The 24306-nt window shown below is 67.1% G+C and carries 26 protein-coding genes and 1 riboswitch; of the genes, 17 read left to right on the top strand and 9 right to left on the bottom strand.

Annotated features, from left to right (window positions below; all coding sequences use genetic code 11):
* Window positions 1-107: 107 nt before the first annotated feature.
* From IB259_RS25820 to IB259_RS25765, 12 genes are all read left to right on the top strand, one after another.
* A complete protein-coding gene (locus IB259_RS25820; RefSeq protein WP_054455064.1) occupies window positions 108-1232 on the top strand; it encodes a cupin domain-containing protein in 1125 nt (374 codons plus the stop codon).
* A gap of 89 nt (window positions 1233-1321) precedes the next feature.
* Complete coding sequence (locus IB259_RS25815) at window positions 1322-2233, top strand: fumarylacetoacetate hydrolase family protein (RefSeq protein WP_192330467.1); 912 nt, start codon at window positions 1322-1324, stop codon at window positions 2231-2233.
* Between the two features lie 51 nt (window positions 2234-2284).
* Complete coding sequence (locus IB259_RS25810; protein WP_192330465.1) at window positions 2285-3469, top strand: ABC transporter substrate-binding protein; 1185 nt, start codon at window positions 2285-2287, stop codon at window positions 3467-3469.
* Window positions 3466-4380 carry a branched-chain amino acid ABC transporter permease gene (locus IB259_RS25805; RefSeq protein ID WP_054455060.1) on the top strand — a complete coding sequence of 305 codons (915 nt, stop codon included), beginning with the start codon at window positions 3466-3468 and terminating at the stop codon, window positions 4378-4380. Before IB259_RS25810 ends, IB259_RS25805 begins: the two co-directional genes overlap by 4 nt.
* Entirely contained in the window at window positions 4377-5363 is a 987-nt protein-coding gene (locus IB259_RS25800) for a branched-chain amino acid ABC transporter permease (protein ID WP_054455058.1), read from the top strand. The genes IB259_RS25805 and IB259_RS25800 overlap by 4 nt, the downstream gene beginning before the upstream one ends.
* Window positions 5353-6123, top strand: a complete 771-nt coding sequence (locus IB259_RS25795) for an ABC transporter ATP-binding protein (protein ID WP_175180433.1) — start codon at window positions 5353-5355, stop codon at window positions 6121-6123. The genes IB259_RS25800 and IB259_RS25795 overlap by 11 nt, the downstream gene beginning before the upstream one ends.
* Window positions 6110-6802: an ABC transporter ATP-binding protein gene (locus IB259_RS25790; RefSeq protein ID WP_054455055.1), complete on the top strand. Its 693-nt coding sequence runs from the start codon at window positions 6110-6112 to the stop codon at window positions 6800-6802. Before IB259_RS25795 ends, IB259_RS25790 begins: the two co-directional genes overlap by 14 nt.
* 72 nt (window positions 6803-6874) lie before the next feature.
* On the top strand, window positions 6875-7648 hold the full coding sequence (locus IB259_RS25785; RefSeq protein ID WP_192330463.1) for a GntR family transcriptional regulator: 774 nt from the start codon (window positions 6875-6877) through the stop codon (window positions 7646-7648).
* Entirely contained in the window at window positions 7641-8525 is an 885-nt protein-coding gene (locus IB259_RS25780) for an alpha/beta hydrolase (protein WP_054455052.1), read from the top strand. The genes IB259_RS25785 and IB259_RS25780 overlap by 8 nt, the downstream gene beginning before the upstream one ends.
* A 31-nt stretch (window positions 8526-8556) precedes the next feature.
* Window positions 8557-9471, top strand: coding sequence for a LysR family transcriptional regulator (locus tag IB259_RS25775; protein ID WP_013391216.1), 915 nt, complete (start codon window positions 8557-8559; stop codon window positions 9469-9471).
* Between the two features lie 150 nt (window positions 9472-9621).
* The gene (locus tag IB259_RS25770; protein WP_192330461.1) at window positions 9622-10611 is read left to right on the top strand and encodes a tripartite tricarboxylate transporter substrate binding protein; all 990 of its coding nucleotides are present in this window, start codon (window positions 9622-9624) and stop codon (window positions 10609-10611) included.
* Between the two features lie 49 nt (window positions 10612-10660).
* A complete protein-coding gene (locus IB259_RS25765; protein ID WP_192330459.1) occupies window positions 10661-11605 on the top strand; it encodes a succinylglutamate desuccinylase/aspartoacylase family protein in 945 nt (314 codons plus the stop codon).
* A gap of 15 nt (window positions 11606-11620) precedes the next feature.
* Here IB259_RS25765 and IB259_RS25760 read toward each other — a convergent pair whose 3' ends face one another.
* The 3 genes from IB259_RS25760 to IB259_RS25750 form a co-directional block, all read right to left on the bottom strand.
* Window positions 11621-12142 carry a lipocalin family protein gene (locus IB259_RS25760; RefSeq protein WP_054455046.1) on the bottom strand — a complete coding sequence of 174 codons (522 nt, stop codon included), beginning with the start codon at window positions 12140-12142 and terminating at the stop codon, window positions 11621-11623.
* 81 nt (window positions 12143-12223) lie between these two features.
* Window positions 12224-13795, bottom strand: coding sequence for a glutamate--cysteine ligase (gene gshA / locus IB259_RS25755; RefSeq protein WP_054455045.1), 1572 nt, complete (start codon window positions 13793-13795; stop codon window positions 12224-12226).
* A 32-nt stretch (window positions 13796-13827) separates the two neighbouring features.
* Window positions 13828-14721 carry an alpha/beta hydrolase gene (locus IB259_RS25750; protein ID WP_054455043.1) on the bottom strand — a complete coding sequence of 298 codons (894 nt, stop codon included), beginning with the start codon at window positions 14719-14721 and terminating at the stop codon, window positions 13828-13830.
* A gap of 60 nt (window positions 14722-14781) precedes the next feature.
* On the opposite strand from IB259_RS25750, the gene IB259_RS25745 reads away from it, so the two are divergent.
* Window positions 14782-15321 (top strand): hypothetical protein, encoded by a 540-nt coding sequence (locus tag IB259_RS25745; protein ID WP_054455039.1) that lies wholly within the window; start codon window positions 14782-14784, stop codon window positions 15319-15321.
* Here the strand turns inward: IB259_RS25745 and IB259_RS25740 are convergent.
* Window positions 15311-15550 carry a helix-turn-helix transcriptional regulator gene (locus IB259_RS25740; RefSeq protein ID WP_082401106.1) on the bottom strand — a complete coding sequence of 80 codons (240 nt, stop codon included), beginning with the start codon at window positions 15548-15550 and terminating at the stop codon, window positions 15311-15313. The genes IB259_RS25745 and IB259_RS25740 overlap by 11 nt on opposite strands.
* Window positions 15551-15749: 199 nt before the next feature.
* Here IB259_RS25740 and IB259_RS25735 point away from each other — a divergent pair, with 199 nt between their 5' ends.
* Entirely contained in the window at window positions 15750-16646 is an 897-nt protein-coding gene (locus IB259_RS25735; RefSeq protein ID WP_054455035.1) for an AEC family transporter, read from the top strand.
* 1 nt (window position 16647) lies between these two features.
* Here the strand turns inward: IB259_RS25735 and IB259_RS25730 are convergent, their stop codons facing one another.
* The 5 genes from IB259_RS25730 to IB259_RS25710 form a co-directional block, all read right to left on the bottom strand.
* On the bottom strand, window positions 16648-17655 hold the full coding sequence (locus IB259_RS25730) for an Ldh family oxidoreductase (RefSeq protein ID WP_054455033.1): 1008 nt from the start codon (window positions 17653-17655) through the stop codon (window positions 16648-16650).
* A gap of 38 nt (window positions 17656-17693) precedes the next feature.
* Window positions 17694-18629: a hydroxyacid dehydrogenase gene (locus IB259_RS25725; RefSeq protein WP_054455031.1), complete on the bottom strand. Its 936-nt coding sequence runs from the start codon at window positions 18627-18629 to the stop codon at window positions 17694-17696.
* A gap of 20 nt (window positions 18630-18649) precedes the next feature.
* On the bottom strand, window positions 18650-19660 hold the full coding sequence (locus tag IB259_RS25720; protein WP_192330457.1) for a tripartite tricarboxylate transporter substrate binding protein: 1011 nt from the start codon (window positions 19658-19660) through the stop codon (window positions 18650-18652).
* A 179-nt stretch (window positions 19661-19839) separates the two neighbouring features.
* Window positions 19840-21015 (bottom strand): UxaA family hydrolase, encoded by a 1176-nt coding sequence (locus IB259_RS25715; RefSeq protein ID WP_054455027.1) that lies wholly within the window; start codon window positions 21013-21015, stop codon window positions 19840-19842.
* A 27-nt stretch (window positions 21016-21042) separates the two neighbouring features.
* Window positions 21043-21324, bottom strand: coding sequence for a UxaA family hydrolase (locus IB259_RS25710; protein WP_192330454.1), 282 nt, complete (start codon window positions 21322-21324; stop codon window positions 21043-21045).
* Window positions 21325-21510: 186 nt separating this feature from the next.
* Between IB259_RS25710 and IB259_RS25705 the strand changes: the two genes are divergently transcribed.
* From IB259_RS25705 to metW, 3 genes are all read left to right on the top strand, one after another.
* The gene (locus tag IB259_RS25705) at window positions 21511-22266 is read left to right on the top strand and encodes a GntR family transcriptional regulator (RefSeq protein WP_054455025.1); all 756 of its coding nucleotides are present in this window, start codon (window positions 21511-21513) and stop codon (window positions 22264-22266) included.
* An 87-nt stretch (window positions 22267-22353) separates the two neighbouring features.
* A riboswitch (SAM riboswitch) is annotated at window positions 22354-22435 on the top strand.
* Window positions 22425-23684, top strand: coding sequence for a homoserine O-acetyltransferase (locus tag IB259_RS25700; RefSeq protein WP_181953334.1), 1260 nt, complete (start codon window positions 22425-22427; stop codon window positions 23682-23684). Its footprint overlaps the riboswitch before it by 11 nt.
* Window positions 23681-24295 carry a methionine biosynthesis protein MetW gene (gene metW / locus IB259_RS25695; RefSeq protein WP_054455023.1) on the top strand — a complete coding sequence of 205 codons (615 nt, stop codon included), beginning with the start codon at window positions 23681-23683 and terminating at the stop codon, window positions 24293-24295. The genes IB259_RS25700 and metW overlap by 4 nt, the downstream gene beginning before the upstream one ends.
* The last annotated feature ends 11 nt before the right edge of the window (window positions 24296-24306 follow it).

Here is a 24306-nt window from a genome sequence, read left to right as displayed (position 1 = left end):
ATTTTCAATCAGCCTGGGAAAACCCCTAGCGCGCATTCATTGCCCGATTTTCCGCCGACCTCTATTATTTTCGAAAATATTTAAATTTTTATAAAAAGAGGCAAGGGATGGAAGCGAACCGCTATGACGCGTACCGCGAGGACACCATAGGCCGCGCCAATGTGGCCGACTCGCCCGAGCTCATCGCCTACTACCAGGAGCTGGCCCGCCTGGAGACCGGCGCCCTGTGGACGGTGGCGAACAAGATCGAACCGTGGGCGCCGCGGTCGGCCTCGGTGCCGGTGGTGTGGCGCTACCAGGACCTGCGCGGCCACGTGCTGCGTTCTTCCGAGCTGGTTTCGCCCGAAGAGGCAGGCCGGCGCGTGATCTACCTGAACAACCCGGGCCGGCGCGACGTGGCCGCCGCCGTGGGCTGGCTGTATTCGGGCCTGCAGGTCATGAAGCCGGGCGAACTGGCTTCCGCCCACAAGCATTCGCATTCGGCGCTGCGCTTCATCATGGAAGGGCGGGGCGCCTTCACCGTGGTCGACGGCCACAAGATGACACTGGGCGCGAACGATTTCGTGCTGACGCCCAATGGCACCTGGCACGAGCACGGCGTGGCCGAAGACGGCACTACCTGCATCTGGCAGGACGGCCTGGACATTCCGCTGGTCAACGCCATGGAGGCCGGTTTCTATGCCGTGCATCCGGACCTGAACCAGACTGTGACCTATCCGGTGGACGACACCACCGCCGCCTGGGCCAACCCGGCGCTACGGCCTCAGGTGTCCGGTTGGACCAAGCCGTATTCGCCGCTCTTCAAGTACGAATGGGAGCCCACCTACGAGGCGCTGCGCCGCTATGCGCGCACTACCGCCGGCAGCCCCTACGACGGCATCCTGCTCGAATACGTCAACCCGGCCACGGGCGGCCCGGTCATGCCCACCATCGGCGCCAGCATGCAGCTGCTGCGGCCCGGCGAGCACACCAAGGCCCATCGCCATACCGGCAGCTTCATCTACCAGGTGGCCAAGGGCAGTGGCTATTCCATCATCGACGGCAAGCGCTACGACTGGACCGAACGCGACATCTTCTGCGTGCCCTCGTGGGCCATCCATGAACACGTCAATCTTTCATCGAACGACGACGCCTGCCTGTTCAGCTTCAACGACCTGCCCGTGATGCGCGCGCTGGCGCTTTACCGCGAAGAAGCGGTCAAGGAAAACGACGGCCATCAAGTGCTGATCTAGCGCTGCCCGATCCCTCTTGAATTTTTCATCCGCCGCGCGGGCCGGGCCCGCGCGCCTGACTCAACTCGTCCTGAATTTATGGAGTTCTTATGCGCTTGGTAACTTTTCGCGCCCATCCCACCGCCGCTGCCCGCCTGGGCGCGCTGGCCGAAGGCTATGTGATTGACCTGGCCCTGCTGGGCCGCGCAGGCGGCGTGGACCTGCCCGACGACATGCTGGCTTTCATCGACCTGGGCCCCGTGGCGGTGGCGCAGGCCAGCAAGCTGATGGAGTCTTACCGCGGCAACTGGCCCGTGGGCAGCGCGCTGCCGCAGGAAAACGTCAAGCTGCTGGCGCCGATTCCGCGTCCGCGCAAGAACATCTTCGGCATCGGGCTGAATTACGTGGAGCACGTGGCGGAATCCAGCCGTACGCTGGATACCTCGGCCGACCTGCCCAAGCAGCCGGTGATCTTCTCCAAGCCGCCCACCACCGTCATCGGCCCGGGCGACGCCATCGAGCACAACGCCAAGATCACGCAGCAGCTGGACTGGGAAGTGGAGCTGGCCGTGATCATGGGCCGCCGCGCCTCGCGCGTGGCCGAAGCCGATGCGCTGTCCTATGTGTTCGGCTACAGCGTGATGCTGGACATGAGCGCGCGCGATTGCCGCCGCGCCGGCCAGTGGATCTATTCCAAGGGCCAGGACACCTATGCGCCCTTCGGCCCGTGCATCGTGACCGCCGACGAGATCCCGGATCCGCAGGTGCTGGATCTGTGGCTGACGGTCAATGGCGAGAAGAAGCAGGGCTCGAACACGCGCCACATGCTGTTCAAGGTGCCGTTCCTGATCTCGGACATCAGCGCGGGCATCACGCTGGAGCCGGGCGACATCATCGCCACCGGCACGCCTGAAGGCGTGGGCGCGGGCCGCAAGCCGCAGGAATGGCTGTGGCCTGGCGACGTGGTGGTGGCCTGCGTCGAAGGCATCGGCACGCTGCGCCATCCGGTGGTGGCGGTCTAGAAAACGCCTGGCCGCGCCGCGGCGGGCAACGCAGTCTCCAAGGGGAAAAACATGATCAAGAAACAGATACTGGGCGGCGCGTTGTCCGTCGCGCTGGGCGCCGCGGCGTCCATGGGAGCGGCCCATGCCGCGGAACCGGTCAAGATCGGCTTTATCGCCACCTTGTCCACGCCGGCGGGCTACATCGGCGAGGACGAGCGCGATGCGTTCAACCTGGCCATCAAGCAGGGCGGCGGCAAGCTGGGCGGCGTGCCCGTGCAGCTGGTGATCGAGGACGACGGCCTGAAGCCCGCCAACGCCAAGCAGGCGGCCGACCGCCTGCTGCAATCGGGCGTCAAGCTCTATACCGGCGTGAACTTCTCCAACGTGCTGGCAGCGGTCGTGCCCAGCGTGGTGAAGTCCGGCGCCTTCTATGTCAGCCTGAATCCCGGCCCGTCGAACTTCGCGGGCGAAAAGTGCGATCCCAATTACTTCGTGGCGTCCTACCAGAACGACGCCTTCCATACGGCCGGCGGCGTGGCGGCCAACGAACTGGGATACAAGAAGGTCGTGCTGCTGGCGCCCAACTACCAGGCGGGCCGCGACGCCATCGAAGGCTTCAAGCGCACCTACAAGGGCGAAGTGGTCGCCGAAATCTACACCAAGCTCGACCAGTCGGACTTCTCGGTCGAGCTGGCGCGCCTGCGTTCGCTGGCGCCCGACGCCATCTATCAGTTCCATCCGGGCGGCACGGGCATCAACTTCGTCAAGCAGTACGCGGCGGCCGGGCTGAACAAGAGCATCCCGATGCTGATGCCCAGCTTCTCGATGGATGCGCGCATGATCCAGGCCACGGGTGACGCGTCGGCCGGCGCCTACATCACCGGCATCTGGTCGCAGGACTTCGACAACGCGCAATCCAAGGCCTTCGTGCAAGCGTTCAAGCACGCCTACGGCCGTGTGCCGACGGACTACGCCATGCAGGCCTACGACACCGCGCAGCTGATTGGCGCGGGCCTGAAGGCTACCGGCGGCGACCTGTCCAAGGCGGCTGAGTTTCGAGCCGCGCTGCGCAAGCCCGAGTTCACGTCGCTGCGCGGCAAGTTCAGCATGAACACCAACCAGCATCCGATCCAGGATCTGTACCTGATGCGCATCGAGAAAGGCAGCGACGGCAGCCTGTCGCCGAAGCTGGTCCGCAAGCTGGTGTCCGATGACAAGGACGCCTACGCGCAACTCTGCAAGATGCCGTCATGACGCTCCTGTTTGAACAGCTGCTCAACGGGCTGCAGTTCGGCGCCATGCTGTTCATGCTGGCAGCCGGACTGACGCTGATCTTCGGCATCATGGGCGTGGTCAACCTGACGCATGGCTCGTTCTACATGGTGGGCGCCTACTGCGCGGCGTACGCCATCGGCACCACCGGCTCGTTCCTCGCGGGCGTGCTGGCGGCGCTGCTGGGGGCGGGCCTGTACGGCATTTCGGTCGAAGTGGTGGTGATACGCAAGCTGTACAAGCGGGATCACCTGTACCAGGTCCTGGCCACCTTCGGCCTGCTGCTGTTCTCGAACGAAGCGGTCAGCCTGATCTTCGGCCGGCGTCCGCCGCTGGTGGGCATCCCAAGCTTCCTGGAAGGCGCGGTGACGTTGGCGCCGGGATTCCAGTATCCGCTGATCCGCCTGTCGTTCATCGCCATTGGCGCGCTGGTGGCGGTGGGCCTGTGGTGGCTGGTCAACCGCACGCGCATCGGCATGCTGATCCGCGCGGGCGCCGACGACCGCGAGATGGTCGACGCGTTGGGCATAGACATCCGCAAGCTCTACACGCTGGTGTTTGGCCTGGGCGCCTTGCTGTGCGGGCTGGCCGGCGTGATGGCCGCGCCCTTGCTGGCGGTGGAAATCGGCATGGGCGAACGCATCCTGATCACCACCTTCGTGGTCATCGTGATCGGCGGGGTCGGTTCGGTGCGCGGCGCCCTGGCAGGCGCCTTGCTGGTGGGCATGGTGGACAGCCTGGGGCGCGCGTTCCTGCCGCAGCTGCTGTCGACGATGTTCTCGCCCGCCACCGCGGACCCGCTGGCCGCAGGCATGGCTTCGGCAAGCATTTATGTACTGATGGCGATCGTGCTGATCGCCAAGCCGGGCGGGCTGTTCCCGGCGCGAGGATGAAGATGGCATACACACTTACGAACCGCGCCCGCTGGGGGCTGGGCGGCCTGGCGGTGCTGATCCTGCTGCCGGCTGCGGCGCTGGCCTCGGGTTCGCCGTTCCTGATCGGCGTGGTGACGCGCTTTCTGATCTACGGCCTGGCCGCGGTCAGCCTGGACCTGGTGATCGGCTACGGCGCCATGGTCAGTTTCGGCCATGCCATGTTCTTCGGGCTGGGCGGCTATGCGGTCGGCATCATTGCCTTCCATACTTCGGAAGCCGGTCCGATCTTCGGCTGGGCTGGCAGCAACGCGGCGCTGGTGGTGTGGCCGATAGCGCTCATCGTGTGCGCGTTGGCCGGCTGGCTGTTCGGCTATCTGGCGCTGCGCACGCGCGGCGTGCAGTTCATCATGATCACGCTGGCGTTCGGCCAGATGGTGTACTTCGTGCTGGTGTCGCTGCAGTTCTACGGCGGGGACGATGGCCTGATGATTCCGCAGCGCAATGAGCTGCCGGGCATCAATCTGGAAAGCCCCATGGTTTTCTACTACCTGTGCCTGGCACTGCTGACCCTGTGGACGCTGCTGTGCATCCGCGTGACCAACTCGCGCTTCGGCATGGTGCTGCAGGCGCTGCGCCAGAGCGAGCGGCGCGCCATCAACCTGGGCGTGGCGCCCACGCCGTACCGGCTCAGCGCCTTCGTGCTGTCGGCGGTGGGCACGGGGCTGGCCGGCGTGCTGTGGGCCAACTATGCCGGGCTGGTGACGCCCGACATGGCGGCCTGGACCAAGTCCGGCGAACTCATGGCCATCGTCATCCTGGGCGGCGTGGGCACCTTGCTCGGGCCGATCGCGGGCGCGGCGGTATTCCTGGGGCTGGAGCAGATGTTGTCGTCCCTGACCGAGCACTGGCTGCTGTACATGGGGCCGATCCTGGTGCTGGTGGTGCTGTGGGGCCAGAAGGGCCTGTTCGGAAAGCTGCTGGAGACGCGCCATGCCGACTGACGCAAGCGCCAGCCTGTTGCGCCTGACGCAGCTGCGCAAGGCTTTCGACGCGGTGGTGGCCACCAACGGCGTGGACCTGGACGTGCGCGCCGGCGAGATCCACGCCATCATCGGCCCCAACGGCGCGGGCAAGTCCACCCTGATCGCGCAGATCTGCGGCGAGATCCGGCCGGACTCCGGGACCATCCATTTGGATGGGCAGGACGTGACCGCGCTGCGCGCCTTCGAGCGCGCCCGCTTGGGGCTGGGCCGCTCGTTCCAGATCACCGAGCTGTGCCAGGAGTACACCGCGCTGGAGAACGTGATCCTGTCGCGCATGCTCAAGAGCGGCCGCGCCTTCCAGGCCTGGTCCAATCCGCGTCATGACGCGGCGTTGAAGACCGAGGCCATGCAGTGGCTGACGCACGTGGGGCTGGAGGACCGTCGCCACGTGCGTTCGGCGGACCTGGCGCACGGCGAGAAACGGCAGCTGGAGCTGGCGGTGGCGCTGGCGCGTTCGCCGCGGCTGTTGCTGCTGGACGAGCCCATGGCCGGCATGGGGCCGGAGGAATCGGCGCGCATGACCCGGCTCTTGCAAGGCATGAAGGGCGACTACGGCATCCTGCTGGTGGAACACGACATGGACGCGGTCTTCGCGCTGGCCGACCGCATCAGCGTGCTGGTCTACGGCCGCGTGGTGTTCAGTGGTTCGCCAGAGGAGGTGCGCCGCCATCCGGAGGTGCGCGCGGCGTATCTGGGAGAAGAACATGTTGAAGGTTGAAGGGCTGACTGGCGGCTACGGGTCCAGCAAGGTCCTGTTCGGCATGTCGTTCGAGGCCAGTGAAGGCGAGGTGATCTCGCTGATCGGGCGCAACGGCATGGGCAAGACCACCACGATCAAGACCCTGATGGGCATGCTGCCCGCCACCGGCGGCGCGGTGCAGTTTCGCGGCCGCACGCTGGGCCGCTCCGCGCCCAGCAGCGTGGCGCGGCTGGGCGTGGGGCTGGTGCCGGAGGGCCGGCGCGTGTTCGGTTCGCTGACGGTGCAGGAAAACCTGGTGGCGACCTCGCGCGCCGCGCCGGGCGGATGGGATCTGGAGCGGGTCTACACGCTGTTCCCGCGTTTGAAAGAGCGCCGCGGGCAGTCGTCGCGCACGCTGTCGGGCGGCGAACAGCAGATGCTGGTGGTGGGGCGCGCCCTCATGACCAACCCCAAGCTCCTGATCCTGGACGAAGCCACCGAGGGGCTGGCGCCGCTCATCCGCCAGGAGATCTGGCGTTGCCTGCGGGCGCTGAAAGCCGAAGGCCAGACCATCCTGGTGATCGACAAGAACCTGCCCGAAATGGCGACGCTGGTGGACCGCCACTACATCGTGGACAAGGGCCGGGTGGCCTGGTCGGGGCAGCCCGCCGAGCTGTCCGCCCAGCCCGAGCTGGCGCAGCGCTACCTGGGCATATGAACAGGCCGCGCGGGTAGAATGAGCCGCCTGTGCGCGGATACGCGCCCCGGCCGCTGACATCTGGAGACCATCTTGAAGCCTAGAATAAAAGCTTCCCGCCAGGACGATCCCGGATCGGACGGGAGCGCCGGCATTGAGGAAATCACGCTGTCCGAGCAGGTTTACCGCCTGCTTCGGCGCGACATCATGCGCGGCGCCTTCGCGCCGGGCCAGTCCTTGCGGCTGGAATTGCTGAAGCAGCGCTACGGCAGCAGCTTCTCTCCCATCCGCGAAGCCCTCAACCGCCTGCGCAGCGAGCGCATGGTCATCAGCACCACGTCGCGCGGCTTCAGCATCGCGCCCTTGTCGGTCGAAGAAATGTGGGACGCCTGTGAAACCCGCATCCTGATCGACTGCGACGCGCTGCGCCGCTCGCTGGCCAACGCCGACGACGCCTGGGAAACGCGCCTGGTCGGCGCGTACCATGCGCTGACGCTGGCCGCGCAGCGGGCCGACCAGGCCGCCGAGCAGTCGGAAGAATTGGACGAGCTGCTGGAGGCGCGCCACCTGGAGTTCCATCACGCGCTGATCGGCGCGTGCCGTTCCAACTGGCTGTTGGACCTGTCCACCCAGCTCTACGCGCAGACCGAGCGCTACCGCCGTCCGGCGCGCGCCGGCGCGACCGCCTACGGGCCTGAGCGCAACGTCGACGACGAGCACCGCCAGCTGTTGGACGCCGCCATCTCGCGCGACGTGGAAGGCTCGGTCGCCATGCTCGCCGCGCACTACCGCAAGACCGCGCAGTTCATCGAACGCATCATCTCCCAGCCCCAATCGCAGCCAACATCGCAGGCCAGGCATGCATAACAGCGACATCGATCTCTTCTTTCCCACCATCGCCGAGCGCGAGGTGCAATACAACGCGCGCGAATCGGTGCCGGATTTCGACGCCTGCGTGCGCCGCTATGCCGAGTCCTCGGCGCGGGTGCGCACGCGCCGCCCGGGCGTGCTGGACCTGCGCTACGGCATGGGCCAGGATGAAAGGCTGGACCTGTTCCTGCCCGCCGCCTCGCAGGCGCGGGCGCCGCTGTTCGTGTTCATCCACGGCGGCTATTGGCGCGCGCAGCGCAAGGAAGACGCGCCCGTGATGGCGGAGGCCTTCAACGCCGCGGGCGCCGCCGTGGCTACCCTGGAATACACGCTGGTGCCCGAGGCGACCCTGGGCGAAGTGGTACGCGAAGTGCGCTCCGCCGTGGCCTGGCTGTACCGCAACGTGGCGGCCTATGGCGTGGACCCTGAACGGATCTACGTCAGCGGCAGTTCGGCGGGCGGCCATCTGGCCGGCATGCTGGTCGCGCCCGAATGGCAGGCACGCTACGGCGTGCCGGACGACGTGATCAAGGGCACGCTGGCATTGAGCGGGCTGTTCGATCTGCGGCCGCTGTGCGATATCCTGCCCAACACTTGGCTGCAGCTGACGCCAGAGCAGGCCGCGCACCAAAGCCCGATCTTCCATCTGCCGGAACGTGCAGGCCCGATGCTGCTGGCCGTGGGCGGGTTGGAGACGCAGGGTTTCAAGAACCAGACGGCGGCGTACGAAGCGGCGTGGAATGCTGCGGGGCTGGCCTCCACCCGTATTCCGACGCCGCACTGCAATCATTTTGACCTGGTCAATGAACTGGAAAATCCGGACAGCGATCTGACCCGCGCCACCCTGGCGATGATGGGGCTGGGCGCCAAGTGAACGGCCGGCCGATGGCGTAAGCTTGACGTCCATGGCCGACCTGAAACTCCTTGAAGACCTGATTGCCCTGGCGCAGACCGGCAGCTTCGTGCGCGCGGCCGAGCTGCGCCACGTCACTCATCCGGCGTTCGGCCGACGCATCCGCGCGCTGGAGGCCTGGGCCGGCGCGCCGTTGATCGAACGCCAGCGCCTGCCGGTGGTCCTGACCGCCGAAGGCGAGGCCTTGCTCAAGACCGCGACGCAGGTGGTGGAGCAGATGGGGCAGGTGCGCCATCGCATCCGCAGTTTCGGCGCAGGCGGGGAGGCGGTGCTGCGCATCGCCACCGGCCGCAGCCTGGCCCGCACGTTGGTGGCCGACTGGATCGCGCGCCTGCGCCACCGCACGCCCAAGGTGTTGACCGAGGGCACGCAGGTCGAATTGTCCACCGGCATGATGCAGGACATGGCGGCGCGGCTGGAGCAGGGCCGGGTGGACCTGCTGTGCTGCTACGAGCATCCGGCCCTGTCGGTGCAGCTGAGCCCGGGGCGCTACCGTTACATGACCCTGGGCACAGACAAGCTCGTGCCCGTCAGCCAGGCGGATTCCCGCGGCCGGCCCCGTTACGTGCTGCAGGAAGGCGGTCCGTCCGTGCCCTTGATCACCTATGCGGGCGGCCTCGCGATGGAACGCATTGTGGGCGACCGCCTGGAGGCCACGCCGTACGCCCTGGCGCCATTCTTGCGCAGCGATTCGCTGGACGCGGCGCATGGCGCGGTCGCCAAGGGGCTGGGCGTGGCTTGGCTGCCGTGGTCCATGGTGGCGGCGGACTGCCGCCGCGGCGCGCTGGCAGCCCTGGGCGGCCGTAGCGAGGAAATCTCGTTCGAGGTGCGGCTGTACCGTTCGCGGGCGCGCCTGGCGGACCTGGCCGAAGCGGCCTGGGAAGCGACGGCCAGTCGCAAGGCGTGAAATCCGTCAGCCGCGCGTCCGGCGTGTGCCGAATCCGCACGGCCATGTGTCGATTCAGCACGAAATATCCCTGGTGTACGCCCGAGAATAGCTCCCGAAACATTAAATGAGACGGCGCCGCCGTCCGCCTCAGCACCCCAGGGAGAAAACATGAAATCCGTCCTGCATCCATTGCGCGGCGCGCTCGCCGCTATCTGTGCCGTCTCGGCGCTGGCCGCGGCGCCTTCCGCCTACGCCGAGTATCCCGAACGCGCCATTTCTCTGGTGGTCGGCTACCCGGCGGGCGGCAGCGTGGACCTGACCGCGCGCCTGTTTGGCGAAGAACTGGCCAAGCGCCTGGGCCAGAGCGTGGTGGTCGAGAACGTGGGCGGCGCCGGCGGCACCATCGGCGCGCAGCGCGTGGCGCGCGCCGCGCCCGACGGCTACACGCTGCTGCTGGGCTCGACCAATGAGATGGTCATCGCCAGCATGATCAACAACGCGGTCAAGTACGACAGCGTGAAGGACTTTTCGCCGCTGGGCGTGATCGCCTCGCAGCCCATGCTGCTGGCCGCCAGCAAGAATTCCGGCGTGAAGACCGCCGCCGAATACCTGCAGAAGCTGCGCGCCTCCGCGCCCGGCAGCTTCAACTACGGTTCTTCCGGCGTGGGCACGACCCTGCACCTGGCCGGCGAGATGATCAACCAGTCGACCGGCACGCGCGCCGAGCACGTGCCGTACCGCGGCGTGGCGCCGCTGGTGACGGACTTGATGAGCGGTCAACTGGACTACGGCATGCTGGTGCTGTCCTCGGGCCTGCCGCAAGTGCGCGCCGACAAGATCGTGGCGCTGGGCGTGACCGAGAAGAAGCGTTCGCCGGTGGCGCCGGACCTGCCGGCCCTGGCGGAAACCCCGGGGTTCGAGTCCGTGGACATCAGCGTCTGGTTCGCGCTCTATGGCCCGGCCGGCTTGCCGGAGCCGGTGGCCGCCAAGCTGCGCAGCGCGCTGGCCGACACGCTGAAGTCGGAGCAGTTCCGCGCCAAGATGCAGGAAGCCGGCGGCGTGCTGTCGCAACCGGGCCTGGACCCGGCGGCCTATCAGGCCGAGGAAACCAGGAAATACGGCGCGCTGGTCAAGGCCGCCAAGATCGAAGCCCAGTGATCCGAAACCGGATCATCGCAACACCCTAGTACCGCAGCGGACGACATCCATGGAATTCAAGCTTCCCGTACCCGACCTGAGCGCCGAGCGCGCCGGCAATACCGGCACCCCTGGCGTGTGGCATTTCGATTCAGGCCTTCCGGGGCGCGCGTTGATGGTGTCCGCGCTGGTGCACGGCAACGAGCTGTGCGGCGCCTGGGCCTTGAAGGACCTGCTGGCGGCGGGCGTGCGGCCGCGCCGCGGCAGCCTGACGCTGGCATTCTGCAATCTGGATGCGTTCGACCGCTTCGACCACGCCAACCACGACGCCTCGCGCTTCGTCGCCGAAGACATGAATCGCGTCTGGAGTGCCGAACGCCTGGACAATCCCACGACGCCGGACCGCCGGCGCGGCGCCGAGCTGCGTCCCTGGGTGGAGCGCGCGGACTGGCTGCTGGACCTGCATTCCATGCATGAGCCGGGTGCGCCCTTGCTGCTGACCGGCGTCCTGCCGCGCAACATTGCGCTGGCGCGCCGCCTGAAGGCGCCGCAGCACGTGATCGTGGACGCGGGGCATAAGGACGGCGTGCGCATGCGCGACTTCGGCCAGTTCGGCGATCCCGCCCGAGAAGACGCCTGCGCCTTGCTGATCGAATGCGGTTTCCATGGCGAGCTGGCTGCGCGCGACGTGGCGCGCGACATGGTGGCGCGCATGCTGCTGGAGTCGGGCGTGGCGGATGCGGCGGACGTGCCGGCGGGCTGGCTGTTGCCGGATGCCGAAAACCAGCGCGTGCTGGAAGTGACGGACGCGGTGGTCGCGCCATCCATGGACTTGCGCTTCGCGCAGTCCTGGACCGGGTTGGAAACGTTCGAGCACGCCGGATCGACGATAGGCTGGGCCGACGGCCAACCCATCGTGACGCCGTACGATCAGTGCACGCTGGTCATGCCGTCCTTGCGCCAGCTGAAGCCGGGCGTGACGGTGGTGCGGCTGGCGCGGGACTACGCCGGTTAAGCGCTGCGGCGCGTCTTATTTCTGCGGCGTGAACCGCAATTCATCCAGCTGATAGCCTTGGGCCTTGGCCGCATCCAGGGCCTTGTCCAGTTCTTCCTTGGGCAACTGCGGCGAGCGCGACAGGATCCACAGGTATTTCCGGTCCGGGGTGCCGACCACCGACCAGCGGTATTCGGGGTCCAGGCCGATCACCCAGTAATCGCCCTTGAACGGCTTGAAGAACGAAACTTCGAGCTTGGCGTTGTTGCTGCCTTCCACCACGGTGGCGGTGCCCGAGGCCGAATCGATGTCGCCATCCTTGGTGCGGCAGCGGTTGTTCACGCCGACCGTGCCATCGGCATGTGCGGTGTATTCGGCGGTGGTGTCTCCCACGCAGTCGCGCTGGAAGAACATGGGGAAATTCGCGATTTCGTACCACATGCCTGCGTAACGCTTCAGGTCCACCGATTCCACGGTTTGCATGGGCGGCGGCGCGGCATGGACTATCCCCGCCACGCTGGTGGCCAAGGCCAACAGGAATGTTGCGGTGCGGCGCATGGGGGAAACCTCCTGATGTGACAGAGCGGTCCGCGCCGGCCGGAGGGCCGGCGGCGCGGATCAAAACCCTAACGATACGCCTTATTTGCGCGGGGCCTTCAGCGCGGCGTGGTAGCGGGCCACATAGGTATCGAAATCCTCGGTGTCCGATTGCTCCAGGCGCAGCTGTTCCGCCGTGGACTGCGCGGCGGCCTGTTCATAGGCTGCCGCCAGGTCGGCGGGCAAGGCCTGGGCGCGCAGCGCGTCGGCATGCTTGCGGCTGAGGTCCAGCGAATAGTCATGGAACGACAGGCCGCTGTCGGTCAGCGAAGCCAGCAGGCGCGCCGACGGCGTGGAGTCGGGCTGATCGAGCTTGGCGCGCTGGGCCGCCAGGGCCTCGGCATAGGCGCTGCCGCCCATGGCCGAGTCGAACAGCGCGGCGTAGGGCGCGATCTGGTCCAGCAGTTCGTGGCCCCATTGCGCCAGCCCGATGGGCTGGCCTTCGCGATCCAGCATGAGGCCGGGCTTGCGACCTTCCTTGACCACGGTCGAGAAGTTGTCGGCGCTGCGCTGACAGTAGCCATTGGCGGGGAAGAAGGGGCTGTCGGACGCGGTGCAGAACAGCAGGAAGGCATCGACGAAGCGGCTGGTGCTGGCGTCGATGCCGACCGGCGAGTTCGGGTCGATATCCAGGCAGCGCACTTCAACGTACTGCACGCCGCGTTCTGCCAGCGCCGTGATCGGGCGTTCGCAGCGGCCGGTGGCGCGCTTGGGGCGGATGCTGGAGTAGTACTCGTTTTCGATCTGCAGCACGTTGGTGTTGAGCTGGATCCATTCGCCGTCGCGGTGCGTGCCGATCTTCTGGTAGTCGGGCCAGGGCTGGCTGACGGCGTCGTACAAGCGGCCCAGGAACGTGTCCAGGTCGTTGTAGCAGAGCTTGAGCTGCGACTGCGCCTTGTTCTGGTAACCCAGGTCGCTCATGCGCAGGCTGGTGGCGTAGGGCAGGTACAGCGTGCTGTCATCCAGCTTTTTCAGCGGATGTTCGCGCCCGCGCAGGAAGTCGCTGGACAAGGCCGGGGCGGCGCCGAACAGGTACATCAGCAGCCAGGAATAGCGCGTGAAATTGCGGATCAGGCCGATGTAGCCGCGCGAACGGCGGTCCTGGGGGCTACCCGGCTGCGTGTCCAGCACGGACCACAGGTCTTCGGCCAGCGAGAAGTTGTAGTGCACGCCGGCGATGCATTGCATGGTCTTGCCGTAGCGCACGGCCAGGCCGCGGCGGTACACGTGCTTGAGCATGCCGGTGTTGGACTTGCCGTACCAGGCGATGGGGATGTCGGCTTCGGGCGGCAGCGTGGCGGGCATGGACTGATTCCAGATCAGTTCATGGTCCAGCACGCTGTAGACGTGGCGATGGGTGTTGGTCAGTTCGGCCAGCAGCGCGTCGACGTCCTTGTGCGTGCCTGTGATGAGTTCAAGCAGGGATTCGGAGTAGTCGGTGGTGACGTGTTCGTTGGTCAGCGCCGATCCCAGGCCGGCGGGGTGCGGCTTGCGGGACAGGACACCCTGTTCGTCCACGCGCAGGCCTTCCTTTTCGATGCCCCGCAGGGTCTGGGTCAGCAGCGATCGGTTGGCCTCCAGGCGGGAGAGGCGGTTGGCGGCAGTATCAGTCACGGGTTCTTCTCGTTTGGGTCTGTCGCCGGATTTTACGGGGTGCCGGCCTCCTGTGCCGAGGGAGTCAATACTGGGGACAGGGACAATGCCTGAGCGGTGCGCGCCAGCCACTCGTCCAGGTCTGCGTAGACCGGATCGGCGATGGGGGCGGTTTCATTGAAAATCTCGTGCCAGGCGGTGTCGTACCAGCGCAGCGTCAGCAGTTCGGCGGGTGCGCGCTGGGCGAACTGGCGGCTGCCTTCGGCAGCGACGATGGAATCGTCGCCCGCCACCATCAGCAGGGTGCGGCAGGCCAGCAGCGGGGCTTCACGCAGGGACTCGCGGCCGCCTTCGTCCACGAAGCGCGCCAGGCGTCCTGTCATTTGGCGCCGCACCAGCGGATCGCTGCGGTAGGCCTTGACCACGGCCGGGTCGTGGGAAATGCGGGCGGGCGCCAGGCCGTGGGGCACGCGCAGGTCGGGCGCATGCAGCGACATCCAGGTCAGGGTGCGCCGCACCCACGGCGGCACGTGCACCACGAACGGCGGCGAACTGAGCACCAGGCCGTCGATCTCGGCCAGGCGGCGCAGGGCGATCCGCACCGCGACCAGCGCGCCCAGGCTGTGGCCCAGCAGGATGGGCGGGCGTCCATGGGCCGCGGTCCAGGCCCGCAGGCGGTCGACCGCATCGACGACCAGATCGTCCTCATGGTTCAGGGTGGCGGGCCGCCCGCCGGAGCGGCCATGGCCGCGGTGGTCATGGGCGCCCACCGTCCAGCCGCGCGCGGTCAGCCAGCGCGCCAGGCGGTCATAGCGCCCGGCATGCTCGCTAAGTCCGTGCAGCAGGTAGATACTGGGGGTGCCCAGGCCGGCGATCGGCGGGGGCACGTTGGGCGCGGCTGGCCACACATAGTTGGCCAGTGGCGTGCCGTCGGGCGCGGGGGTCATCGAAATCGGCGACAATTTCTGGCTTCCTCGAAATGAATAGACAGTCCAGGTCCTCGGGTAATGACGATTTCATCGCTGTTTCGTTTCATGTTCAAGAAAGCCGGCGCAATTGTCGCGCTGGCCCTGCTGATCACGGCCTGCTCGCCCAGTTACAACTGGCGCGAAGTCGACGTGGCCGACGGCCACGCGCGCGCCGCGTTTCCGGACCGGGTCACGACCGACACCCGCGACCTGAAGCTGGATACCCATACCTTGCGTTTTACCCTGGCCAGCGCCACCGTGGGCGAGGCGGTCTTCGCCGTGGGATCGGCGCCGCTGCCACCCGACATCGCGAAGGATCCGGCCGCCAAGCAGGCGCTGGGCATGGCGCTGATGCATTCGCTCTACGCCAACATGCAATCGCCGCCGCCCAATGAATGGCCTGCCTACGGGCAGGACATCGAGGTCCAGGGCAAGGCCATGGGCAAGCCGGGCTGGCTGCGCGCCAGGGTCTGGGTGACCGACACCATGTTGATCGAGGCCGTGGCAGCCGGCACCGTGGAAAGCCTGCCGGCCGAGCGGGCGCATGAGTTCCTGCGTTCCGTTGTCATCAAGCCGTGACGGGCGCGATCAGGCCCAGTCTCAATGCCGCGACCACTGCGGCGCGGCGGCCGCGCACGCCGAGCTTTTCGCAGGCGTTGCACAGATGGAAATTCACCGTGCTTTCGCTGACGCCCAGGATGCGGGCGGTTTCCCAGCTGGTCTTGCCCATGGCGGCCCAGTGCAGGCAGCTGGCCTGGCGTTCCGACAGGGGTTTGATGGGCCGGGCCGGACCAGACGCGGCGTTCAAGGTGGGATTCGCGGCCGGGTTTGTGGCCACGTGTGTGGCCAGATGCGGGGGCGTGGCGGAATGTGCGGTGGCTGACATGGCGGTTGGGGGCAGAAGCCTGGCGATTGACGAGTTGCTCCATGCTGCCGCCCGGGCGCGTTGCCCGGCAAGCGATGATGCCTTCATGCATCAAACCTCTTATCTCTAACGGAATAAGCGCATGTCTGCCGTCGTGCAGTTCTATTTTTCATCGATCGTGCTGATGCTGCCTTTGCTCTTTTGCGCGGGCATAGGGGTGTATTGGGGCAAGCGGGACCTGCCGTTCGGCGGTTCCTTCATCACCATGCTGGTGACGTCGGTGACCACGCCGGCCCTGGTGTTCCACACTTTCGTCACCACCCACCTGGACGACCGCGCGTTGGCCGACGTGGCGGTGGCGACCCTGCTGGCGCTGCTGCTGTGCGCCCTGGTGTGCGCGTTGTTGCTGAAGGCATGGAAGCTGCCCGTGCGTACGCTGCTGCCCACGGCCTTCCTGCCCAACGCCGGAAACCTCGGGCTGCCGATTTCGCAGATGGCCTTTGGCGACGCGGGCCTGTCGGTGGCGGTCGCGTTCTTCGCGGTCAGTTCCTTTGTCATGCACACCATCGCGGTGCGCCTGTTGCCGGGCGTCAACACCAAGGGCAGCTGGAAGAGTCCGATTTTGCTGGCTTCGCTGGTCGCCGTGGCCCTGCGTCTCATGCACGTGCCGGTGCCCGCATGGCTGATCGAGACCTCGCGCATGCTGGGCGCGGTAACCGTGCCGCTGATGCTGCTGAGCCTGGGTCACGCGCTGGCCTTGATTCCGTCCAACGGCTTGCGCGACGGCGCCAAGGTCGCCGCCATCCGCCTGGCCGTGGGCCTGGGCGCGGGGCTGGCGGTGGTGTGGGCGCTGGATCTGGAACCGGTGCTGGCCGGGGCGCTGAGCCTGCAGATGGCCATGCCCTGCGCCGTGGTGAGCTACATGTACGTCAAGCGCTACACGACGCAGGGCGATACCGCGGCTGGCGCGGTGCTGGTGTCGACCGTGGCGTTCCTGTTGCTGGCCCCGGTGATACTTTGGTTCAGCCGCGGGGTTTGACCTACCCCGCGCCCGACATCGCGCGCAATTGCGCCATCAACGCATCGGGAATCTCCACGCCATGCTTGAGCGCTTCGTCGCGCAGCTTGCGGCGGCGATCACCCGGCAGGCGCACGCCTTCATCTTCCAGCATGGCGTCGACCAGGACCTCGACGCGATCCAGATAGGCGTTGTTGCCCGCCAGGGCGCCGGGGTCGATCGCCATGAAGGCCTGGCCCAGCCGCGCCGGGCCGCCTTCGTCGACAAAGAAGGACTCGGTCTCGAAACCGAAGTGCGAGCCGGTCAGCGCGCAAGCCAGCAGTTCGATGATCAGCGCCAGCATCGCGCCCTTGACGCCGCCCGCGGGCAGCATGCTGCCCGCCAGGCCGGCCTTGGGATCGGTGGTCGGCTGGCCGTCGGCGTCCAGCGCCCAGCCCAGGGGGATGGGCTGGTTGTCGCGGGCCGCGATCATGAGCTTGCCGCGCGCGACCTGAGACAGCGACAGATCGATCACCAGGCGCGCGCCGCCGCGTCGCGGAAAGACCGCGGCGATGGGGTTGGTGCCGAATAACGGACGCTTGCCGCCCCAGGCGGGCATGGCGGCGGGCGAGTTGCTCAGCGCCAGTCCCACCAGCCCGAGGTCGGCCAGGGCTTCCAGGTGGTAGCCGGCTTCGCCGAAGTGGTGGCTGTTGGCCACGCCGATGAAGGCTACGCCATGCTCGCGGGCGCGCAGGCCGGCCTGTTCGATCGCCATGGCGCAGGCGGGAAAGGCCAGGCCGGACCCGGCATCGATCAGCGCGGCGCCGCCGCGCTCATGCACGATGCGCGGCACCGCCGTACCGATGGCGCGGCCGGCGCGCAGGTGTCCGGCATAGAAAGGCACGCGCGACAGGCCGTGGGAGCTGAGTCCCTGGCTTTCGGCGAAGACCAGCGCACGCGCCGTGCTGTCGGCCATGGCCGGGTTGGCGCCAGCGGCGGCCAGGCCGGCCGCGGCCAGGAGTTGCAGTTCGTCCAGATAGATGTGAGCCATATCCTTCTCTTCAAGGGCGCGCGCCGGGCCGTGTGGCTTCATCGGTCGCCGCCGGTAAGCGCCATTGTCACCCCGGCGGCCACCATGTCGGAAACCCGGGTGTTGGCTTCCTGCGTCAGCCCGGCGATATGCGGCGTCAGGATCAGGTTGGGCGCGCCCGCCAGCGGGCTGCCGGCGGGCAGGGGTTCCTGTTCGAACACGTCCAGCGCCGCGCCGCGCAGATGGCCCGTGCGCAGGGCATCCGCCAGCGCGGCCTCGTCCACGATGCCGCCGCGCGAGGTGTTGATCAACACGGCGCCGGGCCGCATGCGCGCGATGCGGCCGGCGTCCATCAGCCGCCGCGTGCCGGGCGTGAGCGGCAGGTGCAGGGTGATGGCATCGGCCTGGGCCAGCAGCTCGTCCAGCGGCAGGGCGGTGACGCCGGTCTCCCGCCACGCGGGATGGTCTGGCGGCAGCGCGGCGTCGCAGCCGGCCACGCGCATGCCCAGTCCTTGCGCCAGGCTTGCGGTCAGCCGGCCTATGCCGCCGAAGCCCACGATGCCCAGCATGCGGTTGTGCGCCTCCAACCCCTGCGAGAGCGCGTTGCGCGGCCATGCGCCCGCCGCGACCTCGGCCGTCGACCCGTAGGCGCCGCGCAGCAGCATCAGCATGGCGCCCACGACGTACTCGGCGACAGCGCGCGCATTGGCGCCGGTGGCCGGTATCACCGCGATGTTGCGCGCGGCGCAACCGTCCAGGTCGATGTTGTCCAGCCCTACGCCCAGGCGGCCCACGGCCCGCAGCCGCGGGGCCGCCTGCAGCAGGGCGGCGTCGACCTTGCTGCGGTTGCGCACGATGAGGGCGTCGGCGTCGGCCGCCGCGGCCAGCAAGGCATCGCGCTGCTCCACCAGTTCGGGCTCGTACCGCACCTTGAACCGCTGGCGCAGCGCGTCGACCGCGGGCGCGTCCATGAACTCGGAAATGAGGATATGCATCGGTTGGGACTCCACGGTGCTCAGGCGATCTGGATGTTGGCGTCGCGGATGATCTTGGCCCAGCGGTCGACCTCGGACTTCAGGTAGGCGCCGAACTCCGCGGGGCCGCGCGGCTGCGGCACGAAGCCCAGCTGCAGCAGCGCCTGCTTCATGGCGGGCTGCGAGACCTGGCGCACGATGGCGTCGCCGATGCGCTGCACCAGCTCCGGCGGCGTGCCTGCGGGCGCCAGCACGCCGGTGAAGTTCTCGACGATCAGGTCCGGCAGGCCGGCTTCCTTCACGGTGGGCACGTCGGGCAGGTCCGCGCTGCGTTCGCGGGTGGTGATGGCCAGCGCCCGCAACGAGCCGTTCTTCACGTGCGAGAGCGATTCCGGATAGTTGGAGAACACCACGTCCAGGTGGCCGCCTATCAGGTCGGTGAGGGACGGCGCGCCGCCCTTGTAGGGAATGTGCATCATCGGTACGCCGGTGAGCTTCTGGTACAGCGCCAGGGTGAGGTGCGGCGGCGTGCCGTTGCCGCTGGAGCCGGCCGACAGCGATTTCGAGCGGGCGGCCTTGGCCAGATCGGCCATGCTCTTGATGTCGCTCTTGGCGTTGACCACCACCATGATGGGCGAGGAAGCCAGGCCGGCCAGCGGCGTGAGGTCGCGCGTCAGGTCGTAGCCCGCCTTGCCGGCAAAGAGCGTCGCGTTGGCGGCATGCGACAGCGTGATCGCCAGCCAGGTGTAGCCGTCCGGAGCGGCATGGGAAACGTGGGCGGCGCCGATGTTGGCGCTGCCGCCGGGCTTGTTTTCCACCACCACGTTCCAGCGCTCGGCGTCGCTTAGCGCTTTGCCGACCTGGCGCGCGGCCACGTCGGTCAGGCCGCCGGGCGGAAAGGGCACCACGTAATTGATCGGACGTTCGGGCCAGGCTTTCTGCGCCAGCGCGCGCTGCCAGGGCGCCAGGGCATAGAGGCCGGCGGCGCCCAGGGTGGCAAGCAGGCGCCGGCGTTGCGCGGCGTCGGGATGGTGATCGTGTTCGCTGTTCATCTGTCTTCCTCCTTGGGGGACGCCCGGGTAGGAATGCAACCGCCTGTGCTGCCGTGGCGGATGTCGCCCGGGTCTGCTGGTGTGGTTCTGAGACGATGCTGCGGGGAAATGCTGGCGGCAGGACGGCGCGTCCGCAATACTGCTTGCGGACGCGCCGTTGCCAGGGACGACAGGCGCGATTAAGCGCTTTCGAAGATGCGGGTCAGGACGAATTCGCGGTGGCCCAGCGCTTCGGCCGCGGTCCAGCGGCCGTTGGCGGTGGCCAGCATGCATTCCAGCAGCTTGTCGCCGGCCTGGTTCAGGTCGATTTCACGCTGCAGCAGGCCGCTGGTGTCCACGTCGATGTGTTCGGACATGGTGCGCACCGTGCGCGGATTGGCGCAGATCTTGATGACCGGCAGTATCGGGTTGCCGATGACGTTGCCCTGGCCGGTGGGGAAGAAGTGCACGGCGTAGCCCGAGGCCGCGCACAAGGTCACCATTTCGGCCGCGGCGGAGGACGAGTCCATGAACCACAGGCCCGGGCCGTCCGGGATCTCGGCCTTGTCGATCACGCCGTCCACGCGGCATTGCTTGCCGATCTTCTGGATGTTGCCCAGCGCCTTTTCCTCGATGGTGGTCAGTCCGCCCGCGATGTTGCCCTTGGTGGGCTGGGATTCGGACAGGTCGCTGGTCTTCCAGCGGTCGATCATGGCCTGGTAGCGGTTGAACATGAACATGAAGCGCTCGCGCACCGCGTCGTTGGCGCAGCGCTCGGCCACGATGTGTTCGCCGCCGGTGAGTTCCGAGGTTTCACCGAAGACCAGCGTGGAGCCCAGCGCGTACAGCTTGTCGAAAGCGTTGCCCACGGTGGGGTTGGCGCCACAGCCGGAGGTGGTGTCGGATTCGCCGCATTTGGTCGACACCCACAGGTCGGCGATGGGGCATTCGCTGCGCGTCAGGGCCGTGGCGTAGTGCACGAATTCCTTGGCGCAGCGCGAGGCGCGCATGATGGTGTCGTGGTCGCCGTGCAGTTCGATGCTGAAGCCCATGACCGGCTTGCCGGTGGCGGCGATGCCGTCCACCACGCGCTTGGTCCAGCCTTCCTCGATACCGATTACCACCACTGCGGCGACGTTGGGATTGCAGCCGGTGCCGATCAGGGTGCGGAAGTGCAGCTCCAGGTCCTCGCCGAATTGCAGTCGGCCATAGGGATGAGGCAGGGCCATCGTGCCCTTGATGTTGTTGGCCACGGCTTCGGCTGCGGCATTCGAAATATCGTCCACGGGCAGGACGATGACGTGGTTGCGGACGCCGACGCGGCCGTTGTCGCGGCGGTAGCCCTGGAAGGTGGTCGAGGCGGTGATGATGGACATGGCGGATTCCTGTGCGGGGTGGGGGGCTTACCAGCGCTTGGTCTTGATGTTGTGCACATGGGCGTGCTGGCCGGCCTTGATGGACTCCACCACGCGGCCGATGTCGACGCCGTACTTGAAGACGGTGTCGCCCACGGCCATGTCCTTCATCGCCACCTTGTGTCCGATGGGGATGTCCTGCGATGCGCGCACGTGGATGATCTTGTCTTCATCCATGATCCAGGCGTTCAGTTCCGTTCCGGCGGTGACTCCTTCCACGACGGCGACCGCCACCGTGTCCTTGGCATCGTGCAATACGGCGTGAATCATTTTTCTTCCTCTCTTGGGCTTGGGGGCGCCCGGCTGGTGCGGCGGCAGGGCGCGGATCGCTACGGCCAGGAAATCTTAGGACCGCGCTTCATGCGTGTCAACTAAATCATATATATGAATTGTATGACTTGAGCAGGTTCCGTCCCCGCCGCTACACTGTGGGCTCCTGATTTTTGCGATGCACCCATGAACACCAGCCTGTCCTCGACCGTGCCTTTGGGCAGTCCTCTGTACGCGCAGGTCAAGCAGGCCGTGCTGGCCGCGCTGGCGCAGGGCGAATGGAAGCAGGGCGAGGCGATCCCGCCCGAGAAGCTGCTGGCGGAACGCTTCGGCGTCTCCATCGGTACCTTGCGCAAGGCCATCGACGAACTGGCTGCGGAGAACATCCTGGTGCGGCATCAGGGCCGCGGCACCTTTGTGGCCGTGCACACGCGCAACCACCATTTCTTCAAGTTCTTCCGCATCGTGCGGCAGGACGGCGACAAGTCCTATCCCGCGACCGAGCTGCTGCGATTTCGCCGCGTGCGGGCCTCGGCCATCGCGCGCGAGAAGCTGAACCTGCCCGCCGGCGCCATGGTGTTCGAGTTCCTCAACCTGTTGTCGCTCAATGGCGACGTGGTGATGATGGATGAGATCTGCCTGCCGGAAGCATGCTTTCCGGGCATGACCGAAGCGCACCTGCGCGACCGCGCCAGCACGCTGTATGCGCTGTACCAGGACGTATTCGGCGTCAATGTGATCGCCACCGACGAGCGGCTGCGCACCTGCGTGGCCGAACGCACGCAGGCGCGGGCGCTGGGCGTGGCCGAAGGCAGCCCCTTGCTGGAGATCCGCCGCGTGGCGTTTTCCTACAAGCGGCAGGCGGTGGAATGGCGCATCTCGCGCGTCAACACCGAACGCTACGAGTACCTGGGCCAGGAGCCCTGGGAGGCTGGCGCCTGAATGGCCGCCGCGCGCGCCAGGCGGGCCGGATGGGCCGCCCGCCGTTGCGGCGCGCGTCAGCAGTGCTAGAATTCCTGCCGCAGTACAAAATTTTTCGGCGCCGATTTGCCTGATCCGCTTGCGGGCGCCTTCCAATAAATCCAGCTAAAGAGGTCCGTATGACCACTCCTGCCCAAAATTTGGCCGGTGATTCGGCCAGCGGGTTCGTACCCGCAACCGTCACGACTTCCGCTTCCGCTGATCCCGGTTCGGTCGGTCTCGTTGCCCCCACCTTCATCCGTTTCGATGAGCCCCTGTCCTTGCAGAGCGGCCAGTCGCTGGCTGCCTACGAACTGGCGGTCGAAACCTACGGCACTCTCAATGCCCAGCGCAGCAACGCGGTGCTGATCTGCCACGCGCTGAACGCTTCGCACCACGTGGCGGGGCAGGCGGCCGACAATCCCAGCGACGTGGGGTGGTGGGACAACATGGTGGGGCCCGGCAAAGCGGTGGACACCAACGTCTTCTTCGTCATCGGCGTCAACAACCTGGGCTCCTGCTTCGGCTCGACCGGCCCGGCCAGTATCAATCCGGAAACCGGCAAGCCCTGGGGCGCCGCTTTTCCGGTGCTGACCGTCGAGGACTGGGTAAGGGCGCAGGCCAGGGTCGCGGACCACTTCGGCATCGAACGTTTCGCCGCCGTGATGGGCGGATCGCTGGGCGGCATGCAGGCGCTCAGCTGGGCCATTACGTTGCCCGACCGCGTGGCCAATTGCGTGGTCATCGCCAGCACGCCGCGCCTGTCGGCGCAGAACATCGGCTTTAACGAGGTGGCGCGCCGCGCCATCATCACCGATCCGGATTTCCACGGCGGCGACTACTACGCGCAGGATACCGTGCCGCGCCGCGGCCTGTCGGTGGCGCGCATGCTTGGCCACATCACCTACCTGTCCGACGACGACATGGCCGAGAAGTTCGGCCGCGCCCAGCGCGCGCCGGCCGAGAACGGCGCGTACCACTACGGCTACGACGTCGAGTTCGAGGTGGAGTCGTACCTGCGCTATCAGGGTGAGAAATTCACCCGTTATTTCGACGCCAACACCTATCTGCTGATTACGCGCGCGCTGGACTACTTCGACCCGGCGCGCACCACCGGCGGCGATTTGGCCCGCGCGCTGGCTCCGGCCAAGGCCGATTTCCTGCTGGTGTCGTTCTCGACCGACTGGCGCTTCCCGCCGGAACGTTCGCGCGAAATCGTGCGGGCGTTGCTGAAGAACGCCAGCCCCGTGACCTACGCCGAGATCGACGCGCCGCACGGCCACGACGCCTTCCTGCTGGAAGACGCGCGCTACCATGCCGTGGTTCGCGGCTATTACGAACGCATCGCGCGCGAGCTCGGGCTCGGCGTTGCCGCCCAGACCGAAGGACGTTCCGCATGACTCCCGTGACTCCCCGACCCGCGCACAGCGTCTTGCGGCCCGACCTGGCGCGCATCGCCAGCTGGATCGAGCCCGGCAGCCGCGTCCTGGACCTGGGCTGCGGCGACGGCGCGCTGCTGGCGCATCTGCGCGACCACCGGCAGGTGCGGGGCGCGGGCGTGGAACTGGACGACAACTGCGTCATAGCCTGCGTGCGGCGCGGCGTTGAAGTGATCCAGCAGAACCTGGAAGACGGGCTGGCGCTGTTCGACGACAAGCAGTTCGATACCGTGGTGCTGTCGCAGACCCTGCAATCGATGCATCGCACCGAGCACATCCTGCGCGAAATGGCACGGGTGGCGCGCTACGGCGTGGTGTCGTTTCCCAACTTCGGTTACTGGCCGCACGGCTGGGCCATCCTGCGCGGCCGCATGCCGGTGACGGGCCAGATGCCCTACCAGTGGTACAACACGCCGAACATTCACTTGTGCACGCTGCGCGACTTCGAGCAGCTGGCCGGCGAATTGCGCCTGTCCATCCTGGAACGCGCCACCTTCAACGAAGGACGCGAGGTCAAGCTGCTGCCCAGCTGGCGCAGCACCCTGGCGGTGTACCGCTTCGCGTCGCCCTGACATTCCGACAC

The sequence above is a fragment of the Achromobacter sp. ACM04 genome, assembly GCF_014851465.1.
GTDB lineage: Bacteria > Pseudomonadota > Gammaproteobacteria > Burkholderiales > Burkholderiaceae_B > Achromobacter > Achromobacter aegrifaciens.
Note: the sequence above shows the minus strand (reverse complement) of the source record. Positions and strands in the feature narration are given on the sequence as shown.

Bases quoted from the DNA above. Each gene is read 5' to 3' on its own strand.
- IB259_RS25820 (WP_054455064.1), top strand. From the start codon at position 108: ATGGAAGCGAACCGCTATGACGCGTACCGCGAGGACACCATAGGCCGC.
- IB259_RS25815 (WP_192330467.1), top strand. From the start codon at position 1,322: ATGCGCTTGGTAACTTTTCGCGCCCATCCCACCGCCGCTGCCCGCCTG.
- IB259_RS25810 (WP_192330465.1), top strand. From the start codon at position 2,285: ATGATCAAGAAACAGATACTGGGCGGCGCGTTGTCCGTCGCGCTGGGC.
- IB259_RS25805 (WP_054455060.1), top strand. From the start codon at position 3,466: ATGACGCTCCTGTTTGAACAGCTGCTCAACGGGCTGCAGTTCGGCGCC.
- IB259_RS25800 (WP_054455058.1), top strand. From the start codon at position 4,377: ATGAAGATGGCATACACACTTACGAACCGCGCCCGCTGGGGGCTGGGC.
- IB259_RS25795 (WP_175180433.1), top strand. From the start codon at position 5,353: ATGCCGACTGACGCAAGCGCCAGCCTGTTGCGCCTGACGCAGCTGCGC.
- IB259_RS25790 (WP_054455055.1), top strand. From the start codon at position 6,110: ATGTTGAAGGTTGAAGGGCTGACTGGCGGCTACGGGTCCAGCAAGGTC.
- IB259_RS25780 (WP_054455052.1), top strand. From the start codon at position 7,641: ATGCATAACAGCGACATCGATCTCTTCTTTCCCACCATCGCCGAGCGC.
- IB259_RS25775 (WP_013391216.1), top strand. From the start codon at position 8,557: ATGGCCGACCTGAAACTCCTTGAAGACCTGATTGCCCTGGCGCAGACC.
- IB259_RS25770 (WP_192330461.1), top strand. From the start codon at position 9,622: ATGAAATCCGTCCTGCATCCATTGCGCGGCGCGCTCGCCGCTATCTGT.
- IB259_RS25765 (WP_192330459.1), top strand. From the start codon at position 10,661: ATGGAATTCAAGCTTCCCGTACCCGACCTGAGCGCCGAGCGCGCCGGC.
- IB259_RS25760 (WP_054455046.1), bottom strand. From the start codon at position 12,142: ATGCGCCGCACCGCAACATTCCTGTTGGCCTTGGCCACCAGCGTGGCG.
- IB259_RS25750 (WP_054455043.1), bottom strand. From the start codon at position 14,721: ATGACCCCCGCGCCCGACGGCACGCCACTGGCCAACTATGTGTGGCCA.
- IB259_RS25745 (WP_054455039.1), top strand. From the start codon at position 14,782: ATGACGATTTCATCGCTGTTTCGTTTCATGTTCAAGAAAGCCGGCGCA.
- IB259_RS25735 (WP_054455035.1), top strand. From the start codon at position 15,750: ATGTCTGCCGTCGTGCAGTTCTATTTTTCATCGATCGTGCTGATGCTG.
- IB259_RS25730 (WP_054455033.1), bottom strand. From the start codon at position 17,655: ATGGCTCACATCTATCTGGACGAACTGCAACTCCTGGCCGCGGCCGGC.
- IB259_RS25725 (WP_054455031.1), bottom strand. From the start codon at position 18,629: ATGCATATCCTCATTTCCGAGTTCATGGACGCGCCCGCGGTCGACGCG.
- IB259_RS25720 (WP_192330457.1), bottom strand. From the start codon at position 19,660: ATGAACAGCGAACACGATCACCATCCCGACGCCGCGCAACGCCGGCGC.
- IB259_RS25715 (WP_054455027.1), bottom strand. From the start codon at position 21,015: ATGTCCATCATCACCGCCTCGACCACCTTCCAGGGCTACCGCCGCGAC.
- IB259_RS25710 (WP_192330454.1), bottom strand. From the start codon at position 21,324: ATGATTCACGCCGTATTGCACGATGCCAAGGACACGGTGGCGGTCGCC.
- IB259_RS25705 (WP_054455025.1), top strand. From the start codon at position 21,511: ATGAACACCAGCCTGTCCTCGACCGTGCCTTTGGGCAGTCCTCTGTAC.
- IB259_RS25700 (WP_181953334.1), top strand. From the start codon at position 22,425: ATGACCACTCCTGCCCAAAATTTGGCCGGTGATTCGGCCAGCGGGTTC.
- metW (WP_054455023.1), top strand. From the start codon at position 23,681: ATGACTCCCGTGACTCCCCGACCCGCGCACAGCGTCTTGCGGCCCGAC.